The organism is Streptomyces sp. AHU1, assembly GCF_045343905.1.
Classification (GTDB): Bacteria; Actinomycetota; Actinomycetes; order Streptomycetales; family Streptomycetaceae; genus Streptomyces; species Streptomyces triticiradicis.
Map to the genome: position 1 here is coordinate 8,342,173 of NZ_CP174283.1, position 13,221 is coordinate 8,355,393.

A 13,221-nucleotide genomic window follows, 5' to 3' on the forward strand; every position below is an offset into this window, starting at 1 on the left:
CCGTGTCCGATGCGCCGCCGATCCGCGTACTCGTCTGCGACGACCAGGCACTGGTGCGGACCGGCTATGCGACCATCTTCTCCGCCCAGCCCGACCTGGAGGTCGTCGGGGAGGCCGAGAACGGGCACGCGGCGGTCCAGACCGCGCTGCGACTGCGCCCCGACGTCGTCGTGATGGACATCCGGATGCCCCTGCTCGACGGCATCGAGGCGACCCGTCGGCTGGCCGGCCCCGATGCCGTGGCGCCCCCGAAGGTACTGGTCGTCACCACCTTCAACGTCGACTCCTACGTCTACGAGGCGTTCCGGGCCGGAGCGAGCGGCTTCCTCCTCAAGGACTCACCCCCGGCGGAGCTGGTGGGCGGGATCCGCACGGTCGCCCGGGGCGAGGCACTGCTGGCACCGGCCGTCACCCGCCACCTCATCGGCCACTTCGCCGAACGGCTGCGCCCGGCGGACACCTCCCGGCCGGCCAGGGAGGACGTCGTGAGCGCGCTGACCGCCCGCGAACTGGAGGCGCTCCGGCTGATCGCCGAGGGGCTGTCGAACGCCGAGATCGCCGCGGCGATGTTCATCGCACCGGAGACGGTCAAGACCTATGTGTCGCGGATCCTGACCAAACTCGGCCTGCGCGACCGCGTACAAGCCGTCGTCCTCGCCCACCGGATCGGCCTGGTTTCCGCCACGCCCTGAGCGGCCACGTCCTGAGTCGGCACGTCCTGAGCCGGCACGGCCTCAGGAGACCGTCACGACGATCTTCTTCCCGGCGTGCAGCCCCTTCTCGAGATGGCGGTGCGCCTCGACGACCGCGTCGAGGGAGAACACCTTGTCGTCGACGGCGGGACGCAGCGCGCCGAGGCGCACGCCCGCGTCCAGGAAGGCCGCCATGCGCTTCACCACGACGACGTCGAGGGTGTGCTCGAAGCTTCCGTAGCTGAAGACCGTGAGCGGCGGGCCCGCCGGGAAAGGCGTGGGCCGAGGGTCCAGGAAGCCCGCGGCGACCAGTGTTCCGCCAGGCCGGGCCGCCTTCAGGAGGTCCTGCTGGCCGGGGCCCCTGACCAGGTCGAGGACGATGTCCGCGCCGGTACCGCCGGTGTGGCGGCCCACGGCTCGGGCGATGTCCTCGTGGTCGGTGGCGACGACCGCGGCGGCGCCGGTGGCGAGCAGCTCGTCCCTCTTCGCGGCGTGCCGGGTGACGGCGATGGGCACGGCACCGATCTGACGGGCGATCTGCATCGCCGCCCGGCCGACGCCACCGGACGCGGCGGTGATGAGGACGTGGTCGCCGGGCCGCATCCCCGCCTTCTCGACCAGCGCGCCGTAGGCGGTGGAGAAGGCGACCCAGACAGCCGCCGCCTCGGTGGTGCCGAGCCCGGCCGGCCGGCTGACGACCCGGCTCGCGGGGGCCGTGACGTATTCGGCGTAGCTGCCTCGGGCGTGCGCGTCCGGGACGGCCGCGAGGAGGACCGGATCACCGGTCCTCAGCCCGGTGACCCCGGGCCCCAGCGCGTCGACGACGCCGGTTCCCTCGACGCCGAGGCGGGCGTGCGGCAGGGGGACGGGTGCGGGCGAGGCGCCGGAACGCATCATCCGGTCCAGCGGGTTGACGGCGAACGCCTCCATCCTGATCCGGACCTCGTCGGCCGTGGGCTCGGCGAGGGGTTCCTCGACGACGTGCATGACCTCCGGTCCGCCGAACTCGTCGAACACGACGACTCGTGGCATGGTGACTCCTCCGTATCCGGTGCTGGTCGGTCGATCGGGGAAGACGCTACGGAACCGTGGGTTACCTCCTGGTACCTTCGGCTTTCATGCAGAACGTGGACGGAGCGGCCTCCCTCGTCGACTGCCCCACTCGTCTGGCGGTCGAGATCATCTCCGACAAATGGGCCGTGCTCGCGCTCTTCGGTCTCAGCCAGAAGCCGCGCAGGCACGGTGAACTCGTCGGCCTCATCGGCGGTGTCTCGCGCAAGGTCCTCACCCAGACGCTGCGCCGGCTCCAGGAGTACGGCCTGGTGGACCGCCGTGCCGAAGCGCCGAGGCGGGTCGAGTACAGCCTCACCGACCTCGGCCGGACCCTCATCGAACCCATCGAGGTCCTGACGGACTGGGCGAGGGAGTACGGCGGGGACATCGCCGACTTCCAGGAGGCCGCGGAAGCCGATTCCGCCGACCGGGCCCGCCCGGCGGACTGATCCCGGCGACGATCGGCCTCCCGCCGACGCGGGAGGCCGGCCCTCAGCCGATCCGGACGCTCGTGCCCGGGGCCGGCCGGTGATAGCGGGCCGGGACCCCGGGGCCCCGCTCGCCGAGGAAACCTTCGACCATCGTGGCGCCGATGTCGTTGAGGGCGCCGTCGTGCACGGCGTAGGCGTCCCGCGGGGCGACCTCGCGCACGTAGTCGATGAGATCGCCGACGGTGGACCAGGGAGCGTGCACGGGCAGCAGCAGCGTGTCGACGGGACCGTCGGGGACGGTCAGGGCGTCGCCGGGGTGGAAGAGGGAGTCGTCCACGAGGAAACCGATGTTGGGGATGCGTGGAACATCGGGATGGATGACCGCGTGCCAGGTGCCGTGGACACGGACGTCGAAGCCGGCGGCGGTGAAGGCGTCCCCGTCCCCCGTGGTGGTGACCCGCGTGCCGAGGCCGTCCAGTCGCTTCGCGACCGAGGGGTTGGTCCAGATGCGCAGGCCCGGACGCGCCGCGGCCGCCCGGCGCAGTACCTCCTCCGAGAAATGGTCGAAGTGCTCGTGTGTGACGAGCACGGCATCGGCGCCTTCCAGCGCCGTCGCGTCACTCAGACCACCCGGGTCGATGACCAGGCGGCGCCCGTCCTTCTCCAGCCGCACACACGCATGACCGAACTTGGTGAGCTCCATGACCGGCATGTCCTTCCGTCTTCACCGTCACTCATTTGTACAACAAGACTGTACAGTTAGATTGTGTGAATCGGGGTAGGATGCTCCCATGGACGAAGACGTGCTGGCCGAGGAGTTGCGGCAGTCGCTCGGTGAACTGGTCCGTGCGGTACGAACCGTGGACACCATGCCTCCCGGCGAGGCCGCCGTCCTCGGATTCCTCGACCGCGAGGGCCCGTTGACCACGGCCGACCTCGCCCGTCTGCGCGGCGTCACGCACCAGTCGGTCGCCAAGTCGGTCAAGGACCTCTCCGCGGCCGGCCTGGTCCGCGGCGAGCGGCACCCCGACGACGGCCGCAAGCTCCTGCTGCACCTCACCGGCGCCGGCCTCTCCCGCCTCAGGCGGGAACGCACCGGCCGCGCGGGCGCCCTCGGTGCCGCCATCCGCGAGACCTTCACCCCCGAGGAACAGCGGCGACTGGGCGAGTCCGTCGCCCTGCTGTCCCGGCTGACGGCCCACCTCGCCGGACACTGACCGCTCGGCCCTCGGCCCGGCCGCTCTTCGGCGGGGCGCACCAGGAGCGGCGGATCACTGCTCGGGGCCGCGCCGCCGTCGACGCGAAGTCCCGGAGGAGCGCCGGGGAGAAGTGCCAAAGACGCCGCCGCCCCCCTTCATGACCCGTCGCGTCGCGGGTCGAAAGAGGGGCGGCGGCATTGCACCCGTCACATGTTGATCATGTGGCCGGCCAGCCCGTGAACGGCCTCCTTGACCGCCTCGCCGAGGGTCGGGTGCCCGTGCACGTTGCGCGCGACCTCGTGGACCGTCAGATCCCACTGCTGAGCGAGCGTCAACTCCGGCAGCAGCTCGGTCACTTCGGGGCCGATCAGATGGGCGCCGAGGAGTTCGCCGTAGCGCGCGTCGCTGAGGATCTTGACGAATCCCGCCGTCTCGCCCAGGCCGTGGGCCTTCCCGTTCGCCGTGAACGGGAACTTCGCCACCTTGACGTCGAAGCCCCTCTCGCGGGCCTGCGCCTCGGTCCAGCCGAAACTGGCGATCTGCGGCTGGCAGTAGGTCGCCCGGGGGATCATGACGTAGTCGAGTTCCATCGTCTCCGCGTCGGCGATCGTCTCGGCGGCCACGATGCCCATCGACTCGGCCGCGTGGGCCAGCATCAGCTTCGCCGTCACGTCCCCGATGGCGTAGATGTGCGGCACGCTCGTGCGGCACCGGCCGTCGATGTCGATCGCGCCGCGGTCGGTGAGCTTCACACCGGTGTTCTCCAGCCCGTAGCCCTGCACGCGCGGCTGGAACCCGATCGCCTGGAGCACCTTGCCGGCCTCCAGCGTCTGCCGCTGGCCGCCCGTGGTCACCATGACCTTGACCCTGTCCCCGGAGTCGTCGATCGCCTCGACCCGGGTGGAGGTCAGCACGTTGATGCCGAGCCGCTTGTAGCGGCGGGCCAGTTCGGCGGAGACCTCCTCGTCCTCCAACGGGACGATCCGGTCGAGGAATTCGACGAGGGTGACCTGGACGCCGTAGTTGTGGAGCACGTAGGCGAACTCCACGCCGATGGCGCCGGCGCCCGCGATGATGATGCTGTCCGGGAGGGCGTCCGAGAGGATCTGCTCCTCGTACGTCACCACGCGCTCGCTCAGCGAGGTTCCAGGGAGCAGCTTGGTGGTGGCGCCGGCGGCGATGACGCAGTTGCCGAAGGTGACGGTATCGGAGCCGCCGTCGGACAGGGCGACGTCGAGCGTGCGGTCGTCGCGGAAGGTGCCGCGGCCGGTGTACTGAGTGATCTTGTTCTTCTTCATCAGGTAGTGGACGCCCTTGACGCGTCCGTCCGCCACCTTGCGGCTGCGGGTGAAGGCCGCCCCGTAGTCGAAGCTCACCTCGCCGCTCACCTGGATGCCGAAGGTCTTGGCCTCCTGGGTGAAGATGTGGGCGAGCTCCGCGTTGCGCAGCAGCGCCTTCGACGGGATGCACCCCACGTTCAGGCACACACCGCCCCAGTACTTCTCCTCGATGATCGCCGTGCTGAGTCCGAGCTGGGCGGCCCGGATCGCCGCGACATATCCTCCCGGGCCGGCGCCCAGGACCACCACGTCAAAGTGTGCGCTCATGGCGGCCAGCCTAGAACGCCACCGCACCCGGCGACGGGACGGGCGCGGCCGTCAGGGGCCGGGGCCGCCCGTGCCGTGGGACGCGTGAGGGCCGGCTCCCCGCGGGGAGCCGGCCCTCACACCGGGCGTCAGACGAGGTCGAACCGGTCCAGGTTCATGACCTTGTCCCAGGCGGCGACGAAGTCCTTCACGAACTTCTCCTTCGCGTCGTCGCTCGCGTAGACCTCGGCGAGCGCGCGCAGCTCGGAGTTCGAGCCGAAGACCAGGTCGGCACGGGTGCCGGTCCACTTGGCCTCGCCGGTGGCGGCGTCGCGGCCCACGAAGGTGTGCTGGTCCTCGGAGGTGGACTTCCAGGTCGTGCCCAGGTCGAGCAGGTTGACGAAGAAGTCGTTGGTCAGCACGCCCGGGGTGGCGGTGAACACGCCGTGGGCGGACTGGCCGGTGTTGGCGCCGAGCACCCGCAGGCCGCCGACGAGGACGGTGGTCTCGGGGGCGCTCAGGGTGAGCAGGTTCGCCTTGTCGAGCAGCAGGTACTCGGCCGGCAGGCGGGTGCCCTTGCCGACGTAGTTGCGGAAGCCGTCCCAGACCGGCTCCAGCGCGGCGAACGACTCGGTGTCCGTGTGCTCCTCGGTCGCGTCCACGCGGCCCGGCGTGAAGGGCACCTCCACGTCGAAGCCCGCGTCCTTGGCGGCCTTCTCGACCGCGGCGGCACCGCCGAGGACGATCAGGTCGGCCAGGGAGACCTTCTTGGCACCGGAGTTGAACTCCGCCCGGACGCCTTCGAGGACGCTCAGGACGTGACGCAGCTGGTCGGGGTCGTTGGCCTCCCAGCCGCGCTGCGGCTCCAGGCGGATGCGGGCGCCGTTGGCGCCGCCGCGCTTGTCGCTGCCGCGGAAGGTGGACGCGGACGCCCACGCGGTGGACACGAGCTGGGAGACGGACAGGCCGGACTCCAGCAGCTTGGCCTTGAGCGCCGTGACGTCGGCGGCGTCGACGCTCTCGCCCTCGGCCTGCGGCAGCGGGTCCTGCCAGAGCAGGGTCTCCGCCGGGACCTCCGGGCCGAGGTACAGCGACTTCGGGCCCATGTCACGGTGGGTCAGCTTGTACCAGGCGCGGGCGAAGGCGTCCGCGAACTCGGCCGGGTTCTCGTGGAAGCGGCGCGAGATCTCGCCGTAGACCGGGTCGAAGCGCAGCGACAGGTCGGTGGTGAGCATCGTGGGGAGGCGCTTCTTCGAGGGGTCGTGCGCGTCCGGGATGATCGCCTCGGCGTCCTTGGCCACCCACTGCTTGGCGCCGGCCGGGGACTCGGACAGCTCCCACTCGTAGCCGAAGAGGATGTCGAAGAAGTCGTTGCTCCACTGGGTGGGCCTGGTGGTCCAGGTGACCTCCAGGCCCGAGGTGATGGCGTCCCCGCCCTTGCCGGTGCCGAAGCTGTTCTTCCAGCCCAGGCCCTGCTCCTCCATGGTGGCGGCCTCGGGGTCGGCGCCGACGCTCTCCGCCGGGCCGGCGCCGTGGGTCTTGCCGAAGGTGTGACCGCCCGCGATCAGGGCGACCGTCTCCTCGTCGTTCATCGCCATGCGGCGGAACGTTTCACGGATGTCGCGGGCCGCGGCGATCGGGTCCGGGTTGCCGTTCGGGCCCTCGGGGTTGACGTAGATGAGGCCCATCTGGACGGCGCCGAGCGGGTTCTCCAGCTCGCGGTCGCCGGTGTAGCGGCGGTCGTCGAGCCAGACGCTCTCGGGACCCCAGTACACGTCCTCGTCGGCCTCCCAGACGTCGGCGCGGCCGCCGCCGAAGCCGAAGGTCTGAAAGCCCATCTGCTCCAGCGCGACGTTGCCCGTGAGGATCATGAGGTCGGCCCAGGAGATGGACTGGCCGTACTTCTTCTTGACCGGCCACAGCAGACGGCGGGCCTTGTCGAGGTTGCCGTTGTCCGGCCAGCTGTTCAGCGGCGCGAAGCGCTGCTGCCCGCGGCCGCCACCGCCGCGGCCGTCGCTGATGCGGTAGGTGCCGGCGCTGTGCCAGGCCATGCGGACCATCAGCGGGCCGTAGTTGCCGAAGTCCGCCGGCCACCAGTCCTGCGAGGTGGTCAGGACCTCGGCGATGTCCTGCTTCACGGCCGCGAGGTCGAGGTTGCCGAACGCCTCGGCGTAGTCGAAGTCCGCGCCGAGCGGGTTCGCCACCACGGGGTCCTTGGCGAGGATCTTCAGGTTGAGCCGATCCGGCCACCACTGGCGGTTCCCGCCGCCCTGGGTCGGGTGCGGGGCGCGCTCGTGCGCGACCGGGCAGCCGCCCGAGGCCTCCGTTTTCGCGTCGGTGACGATCGCGTCGTGGTTCTCAGACATGGGAATCCTTCCGGACAAGCCGATCTCGGTGCTCAGCGACTGCGGGTGGGGGGAGCGGCCGGGGCGGGGCCCCGGCGGGAGGCCCCGGAACCGCCGACGGGGTCGACGGGGAGGCCGTGGTCTTCGGACGGGAACGGGCGAAGGGACCGGCCGGCCGCGCGGCCGGGTGCGGGGACGCCGTACACGGCTCGCGCCGGACCGGCTGGACCGGTCCGAAACGGGGTACGCATCCCGCCACGGCGAGCGGACGGAGGACTGTGTGCGACGTGCCGGGAGATGCGGCGGCGGGTCGTCCGCCCCGGCGGCGATCGCGTCGTCGCCGAGGGGGTCCCGGGTTCCGGGAGGGTCCCGGGCTGCGGATCACGACGGCCGTCACCCGCAGACCGGCGCCGTGTGGTTCCACGGCGGTGGTCCCGACATCTGTGTCTCTCCTGCCCGTCCCGAAGTCTTCTTGATCCCTTGGCCAGTGCCGAAACCGATCCTACAATGGACAGAGTCCAAGTCAAGAAGGACACCAGATCCATATCTGATCGGACCCAGGATGCGCACAGATAAACTGCGGGTTCCCACTGATCCCGAAAAGGTGAACCGATATGAGTGACCTGCTGGAGCGACTGCGAGGGCGCGGCTGGCGCATGACCTCCCAGCGCCGTGTCGTTGCGGAGGTCCTCGACGGCGACCACGTGCACCTCACGGCCGACGAGGTGCACGCCCGCGCGGTCGAGCGGCTGCCCGAGATCTCCCGGGCGACCGTCTACAACGCGCTGGGGGAGCTGGTCTCGCTCGGCGAGGTCATCGAGGTCTCCACCGACGGCCGGGCCAAGCGCTACGACCCCAACGCGCACCACCCGCACCAGCACCTGGTGTGCTCCAGCTGCGGCACCGTCCGTGACGTCCACCCGACCGGCGACCCGCTGGCCGACCTTCCGGCGACGGAACGATTCGGGTTCACGGTGGCCGCCGCCGAGGTCACGTACCGGGGGCTCTGCCCTTCGTGCTCCTAGGCCTTGCCGTGGACGAGATCGAGTGGGACGCCTCACGGCCGCTGCGGATCAGGCCGGGCGGCCCGGCCGACGCGGGGGCCATCCTGGACATGCTCGACGGAGCGGTGCTCTGGATGAACGCCCGTGGCAACACCGAGCAGTGGGGCACGACCCCGTACTCGGGAACGGAGGGCGGGGCGGAGCGCGTTCGGCGGTACACGACCGAGAACGCGCCCTTCGTCGCGGAGGCGGCCGGAACGGCCGTCGGAGCCATGGTCCTCGACACCGGGCCCAGCCCGCGGATGCCGATCGAGCCCGCCGGGGAACCCGAGCGGTACGTCCGGCTGCTGGTGTCCGACCGCCGGTACGCCGGGCGCGGCATCGGGGCCGCGCTGCTGGCCCACGCCGTCGAGGAGACCCGGCGGGCCGGCGTCGGACTGCTGCGGGTCGACTGCTGGGCGGGCGGCGGGGGCGAACTGGTCGCGTTCTACGAGCGCCAGGGCTTCACCCCCACCGAGCCGTTCCTGTCCGGCACCTGGCCGGGCCAGGTGCTGGCCCGGCGGATCGGCGCCCCGCGCGGACGAAGCGGTCAGACGAGGTAGTCGGCGACCAGCTCGGCGAACTCCTCCGGATCCGCGAGTCTGACCCCGAGGGTCTCGGCCTTGGCCCGCTTGGACCCGGCGCCCTCGCCGGCGACCACCAGGGTCGTCTTCTTCGACACGCTGGAGGACGAACGGCCTCCGGCGCGCTCGACGAGCTCGTTCATCTGGTTGCGGCTGAGCTGTTCCAGGGCCCCGGTCATCGCCCCGGTGACCACCACCGTCATCCCGGACAGCGGACCGCCGGCCGCCTCGCCCGGCTCCGCGTCCGCGCCGTCCTCGCCGGGTGCGGAGGGCGGGGTGGCCCCGGGCTCGGTCATGTTGACCCCGGCGGCGACGAGCCGGTCGATGAGCGGGGCGAGTTCGGCCAGCTCCGCGACGATCGAGGGGGCCTTCTCCGTGCCGATGCCCTCGACCCGCTGCATCGTTTCCGCGTCCGCCGCGCGGACCGCGTCCATGGTGGCGAAGTACCGGGCGATGCGCCGGGACATGGAACGGCCGGTGCCGCGCACACCGAGCGCGCACAGCACCCGTGACAGCGGCCGGCCCTTGGCCGTCCCGATCGCCGCGAGGAGGTTGTCGGTGCTGGTCTCGCCCATCCGCTCCAGACCGAGGAGCTGCTCACGGGTCAGACCGAACAGACCGGCGAGATCGGTGACCAGACCGGCCTCGACGAGCTGGACGACCCGGGTGTGACCGAGACCCTCGATGTCGAGCTGGTCGCGGCCCGCCGCGTACGAGAGGGCGGCGACCAGACGGCAGTTGCGGCCCTGCTCGCAGCGCCAGCGCTGCTCGCTGGTGTCGATGGCGGATCCGCAGTTCGGGCACGCCTCGGGGAAGGCTATGGCCTGTTCCTCGCCGGTGCGCAGATGGGCGACGGGCGCCTCGATGCGGGGAATGACGTCCCCGGCGCGGTGGACCATCACATGGTCGCCCAGCCGCAGATCGCGACGCGTGATGTCCGCCGGGTTGTGGAGGGTGGCGTACGTGATGGTCGAGCCGTCGATCTCGACCGGCTCCAGCACGGCACGCGGCGCGATGATGCCGGTGCGGCCCACGTTCCACTCCACCGCCAGCAGCCGGGTGATCTTCTCGACGGCCGGGAGCTTGTACGCGATCGCCCAGCGCGGCGCGCGTGAGCCGGACCCGGCGGCCCGCTGGTCGGCCGCCAGGTCGGCCTTGACGACGATCCCGTCGATCCCGAACGGCAGCTCGGCGCGCAGCGCCCCGATCTCCTGGACGCGGGCCAGGACCTGCTCGGCGTCGGCCGCCGTGACGCCGGGGACGGCCGTGCTCGCGGTGGTGTTCACGCCCAGTCCGGCCGCCCGCGCCATCAGCTCGCTGTGGGCGAGGTCGTCGAGCCGGGCGGCCGTGTCCGCGTCGGTGCCGGGCACCGGCAGCAGGCCGTAGCCGAAGAAGGTCATCGGCACGGTGTAGGCGCGTTCCTTGGCGCGCAGCGTGCCCGCCGCGGCGTTGCGCGGGTTCGCGAACGGCTGCCCGCCGTGCGCGGTGCGGACCTCGTTGGCGTGCTCGAACTGCGCCGTCGTCATGAGGACTTCGCCGCGCACCTCCAGCGTGAGGGGCTCGGTGAGCTCTCCGGGCAGGCCCTCGACCGTCCCGATCGCGTGCGACACGTCCTCACCGGCGGTGCCGTCCCCGCGGGTGATCAGCCGGGTGAGCCGGCCCTGGTGGTAGCGCGCGGCGATGGCCAGGCCGTCCAGCTTCGGCTCGACGCTGAATCGTTCCGTCTCGTGACCGGTGCGCCGGGCCAGCGAAGCCGTCCAGGCGGTGAACTCCTCGGGCGAGAACACGTTGTCCAGGCTCAGCATCGGCACCGTGTGCGGGACGTCCCCCTCGACGGCGCCGCCCGCGACCTTCCCGGTCGGCGACTCGGGCAGCACCTGATCGGGATGCGCGGCCTCCCACGCGGCGATGCCCCGCACCAGCCGGTCGTACGCGTCGTCGTCCAGCACGGAGGTGCCGCCCTCGTAGTAGGCGGCCGACGCCTTCGACGCGTCCTCGACCGCCTGCGCGTAGGCGACGGCGTCCACGATCACTGCAACAGGTGTTGTCATGCCCGTCATCCTGCCTGCCACCACTGACAATGCCCTCTCGGCGGCCTCGCCGGGGCACGCACTTCGGGCGATGCGGGCAACAACGCCACGCGGAGGTGACAGGGGCCCCGGGGGTGAAGTAGACCTGGGGACCGGGCGGAATCCGCGCCTCCCCCGCGGCGTCCCGCCCCGGTACCACCAGCCGACTTCAAGGAGTGGCCCATGCTCGCCGCGCTCGGTCTCGGTCCGGCCGAGGAGGAGATCTACCGTCTCCTGGTGGCGCGTGGACGGGCGGCCGTCCACGAACTGGCCGCCCGCAGCGGCCGTTCCGAGTCCGAGGCGCGTGACGTCCTCACCGCCCTGGCCGGGCGCGGCCTCGTCGTCCCCCAGCCGGTCGAGGGCGCGGCCACCCTCTTCGTGGCGGCGCCGCCCGCGGTCGCGCTCGGTGGAGAACTGCGGCGCCGACGCGATGAGTTGAGCGCCGCGGAGCACGCGGTGCTCACCCTGGCGGAGCAGCACCGTACGGGTGCCGAGGGCGGCGTGGTGGAGGTGATCAGCGACGTCGACGCGGTACGGCACCGGTTCCGGCAGCTCCAGGAGTCCGCCCGGCGCGAGGTGCGGTCGATGATGGTGCCCGAACAGCGCGTCGTGTCGCGCGACGACAACACCGCGGAGGGGGCCGGGATCCGCCGGGGTGTGCTCTACCGGACGATCCTGCACCGGGACGCGCTGACCGAACCGGGAATGGTCGCCCAGGCCCTCGCGGTGCTGGCGGAAGGACAGCGGATCGGGGTCGCCGACGCCGTGCCGGTCAAGCTCATGATCGCGGACCACGACCTGGCCATGCTTCCCCTGTTCAGCGGCCGCAACACCGCCGCCGCCTCGGTGCTGGTGCACCCCGGCGGACTGCTGGACGCCCTCGTCGCCTATTTCGAGCTGGCCTGGGAGCAGGCGTACCCCCTGTCGCCCCACACGGCGGGAGACGGGCTCGTGGAGCAACGCCCCGACGAGATAGACGAGTTCGACGCCCGGATGCTGGCCCTCGTCCTCGCCGGGCTCACCGACCAGGCGGTCGGCGCGCGCCTCGGTGTCTCCCGCCGCACCGTGCAGCGGCGCATCGGCGAACTCATGGCGCGGGCCGGCGCGGAGAGCCGTATCCAGCTCGGCTGGCACGCCGCGCGCAAGGGCTGGGCCTGACGGACCGCCCGCCGACCGCCCCGGGTATCAGTGCCCCCGGACGGCGGGTGAGGGGCGCGCGGACCGGGTGACGACGAGGTCCGGTTCGTGCGGAGCGGCAGGCAGGCCCGTGCCGACGTCGGCCTGCCGCAGTTCGGCCAGCAACTCGGTCTGTCCGGCGAGCAGTTCGGTGAGGATGCGGCGGGCGGCGCGCAGCAGTTCGGCGACGTCGCCGCCGGCCAGCGCGTAACTGACGGTCGAGCCCTCGCGGATGGACACCACGATGCCCGAGCGGCGCAGCACGGCCAGCTGCTGCGAGAGGTTGGACGGTTCGACCTCGATCTCGCTGAGCAGGTCGCGCACCGAGACCGGTCCGCTCTGCAGCAGCTCCAGGACGCGGATGCGCACAGGGTGTCCGAGCATCCGGAAGAACTCGGCCTTGGCCTGGTAGAGGGGAACCTGCCTGTTCAAAATCGTTCGCTCCCTGCCGCCTGGGGACGGGCTGTTTCTCCGGCTGGTGCGGTGGCTGTCCGCGTGCCCGCCGCGAACCGTGCCTGAAGGACCGATCCTGGCGGCTCCGCCTCCGCACGCCCACGTGATTGACTCCATCTGGATGTACCTAATTGAAGAAGTCTTCAAGTCGTGGGCATGCGAAGGTGCGGAGGGCGTGGCTGTCTACACCTCTAGTTCGGCTTCGATGCGTGCGAGCTGGTGGCGGGCCATGGCCAGGTTGGACGTCGTCTTGTTGAGCACGAGGTACAGGAACAGCCCGTTGCCGTCGCGGCCCGTGAGCGGCCGGATCAGGTGGTACTGACTCGAGAGCGTGATGAGCACGTCCTCGATCTTGCTCTTGAGTCCGAGGTGTTCCATGGTGCGCACCTTGGCCCGGACCACGTCGGTGTTGCCGGCCGCGGCGACGTTCAGGTCGAGGTCCTTGCCGCCCCCCAGCGTGCCCAGTGCCATGCCGCTCGTGTAGTCGACGAGGGCCACGCCCAGCGCGCCCTCGATCGACGTCATCGTCTCCTTGAGGGAGATCTCCACATTTGCCATACCGATGTCTCCTTCGGGTCACCGCGCGGACG

Annotated in this window: 13 protein-coding genes; 6 read left to right on the forward strand and 7 right to left on the reverse strand. The window is 71.4% G+C overall.

The window, feature by feature from the left end; genetic code table 11:
• Positions 1-2 precede the first annotated feature (2 nt).
• Complete coding sequence (locus ACICHK_RS36820; RefSeq protein ID WP_406840331.1) at positions 3-692, forward strand: response regulator; 690 nt, start codon at positions 3-5, stop codon at positions 690-692.
• Positions 693-734: 42 nt separating this feature from the next.
• On the opposite strand, the gene ACICHK_RS36825 is transcribed toward ACICHK_RS36820, so the two are convergent.
• Positions 735-1,724 (reverse strand): zinc-dependent alcohol dehydrogenase family protein, encoded by a 990-nt coding sequence (locus ACICHK_RS36825; protein WP_406840332.1) that lies wholly within the window; start codon positions 1,722-1,724, stop codon positions 735-737.
• Positions 1,725-1,810: 86 nt separating this feature from the next.
• On the opposite strand from ACICHK_RS36825, the gene ACICHK_RS36830 reads away from it, so the two are divergent.
• On the forward strand, positions 1,811-2,194 hold the full coding sequence (locus tag ACICHK_RS36830) for a winged helix-turn-helix transcriptional regulator (RefSeq protein ID WP_406840333.1): 384 nt from the start codon (positions 1,811-1,813) through the stop codon (positions 2,192-2,194).
• A 43-nt stretch (positions 2,195-2,237) separates the two neighbouring features.
• On the opposite strand, the gene ACICHK_RS36835 is transcribed toward ACICHK_RS36830, so the two are convergent.
• The gene (locus tag ACICHK_RS36835; protein ID WP_192582579.1) at positions 2,238-2,879 is read right to left on the reverse strand and encodes an MBL fold metallo-hydrolase; all 642 of its coding nucleotides are present in this window, start codon (positions 2,877-2,879) and stop codon (positions 2,238-2,240) included.
• 88 nt (positions 2,880-2,967) lie between these two features.
• On the opposite strand from ACICHK_RS36835, the gene ACICHK_RS36840 reads away from it, so the two are divergent.
• On the forward strand, positions 2,968-3,393 hold the full coding sequence (locus ACICHK_RS36840; RefSeq protein WP_406840334.1) for a MarR family winged helix-turn-helix transcriptional regulator: 426 nt from the start codon (positions 2,968-2,970) through the stop codon (positions 3,391-3,393).
• 188 nt (positions 3,394-3,581) lie between these two features.
• Here ACICHK_RS36840 and lpdA read toward each other — a convergent pair whose 3' ends face one another.
• Both lpdA and katG read right to left on the reverse strand, forming a co-directional pair.
• Complete coding sequence (lpdA, locus tag ACICHK_RS36845; RefSeq protein ID WP_406840335.1) at positions 3,582-4,982, reverse strand: dihydrolipoyl dehydrogenase; 1,401 nt, start codon at positions 4,980-4,982, stop codon at positions 3,582-3,584.
• Positions 4,983-5,110: 128 nt separating this feature from the next.
• Positions 5,111-7,327: a catalase/peroxidase HPI gene (gene katG, locus ACICHK_RS36850; RefSeq protein ID WP_406840336.1), complete on the reverse strand. Its 2,217-nt coding sequence runs from the start codon at positions 7,325-7,327 to the stop codon at positions 5,111-5,113.
• 593 nt (positions 7,328-7,920) lie between these two features.
• On the opposite strand from katG, the gene ACICHK_RS36855 reads away from it, so the two are divergent.
• A complete protein-coding gene (locus tag ACICHK_RS36855; protein WP_406840337.1) occupies positions 7,921-8,331 on the forward strand; it encodes a Fur family transcriptional regulator in 411 nt (136 codons plus the stop codon).
• A gap of 89 nt (positions 8,332-8,420) precedes the next feature.
• Positions 8,421-8,912, forward strand: a complete 492-nt coding sequence (locus ACICHK_RS36860) for a GNAT family N-acetyltransferase (protein WP_406841422.1) — start codon at positions 8,421-8,423, stop codon at positions 8,910-8,912.
• Here the strand turns inward: ACICHK_RS36860 and ligA are convergent.
• Positions 8,900-10,993: an NAD-dependent DNA ligase LigA gene (gene ligA, locus ACICHK_RS36865; RefSeq protein WP_406840338.1), complete on the reverse strand. Its 2,094-nt coding sequence runs from the start codon at positions 10,991-10,993 to the stop codon at positions 8,900-8,902. The two genes, ACICHK_RS36860 and ligA, sit on opposite strands and share 13 nt — an antisense overlap.
• Before the next feature lie 192 nt (positions 10,994-11,185).
• Between ligA and ACICHK_RS36870 the strand changes: the two genes are divergently transcribed.
• On the forward strand, positions 11,186-12,160 hold the full coding sequence (locus ACICHK_RS36870) for a helix-turn-helix domain-containing protein (RefSeq protein WP_406840339.1): 975 nt from the start codon (positions 11,186-11,188) through the stop codon (positions 12,158-12,160).
• Positions 12,161-12,187: 27 nt separating this feature from the next.
• Here ACICHK_RS36870 and ACICHK_RS36875 read toward each other — a convergent pair whose 3' ends face one another.
• The gene (locus ACICHK_RS36875; RefSeq protein ID WP_406840340.1) at positions 12,188-12,610 is read right to left on the reverse strand and encodes an ArsR/SmtB family transcription factor; all 423 of its coding nucleotides are present in this window, start codon (positions 12,608-12,610) and stop codon (positions 12,188-12,190) included.
• Between the two features lie 204 nt (positions 12,611-12,814).
• Entirely contained in the window at positions 12,815-13,189 is a 375-nt protein-coding gene (locus ACICHK_RS36880) for a hypothetical protein (protein ID WP_151471867.1), read from the reverse strand.
• Positions 13,190-13,221: the final 32 nt, after the last annotated feature.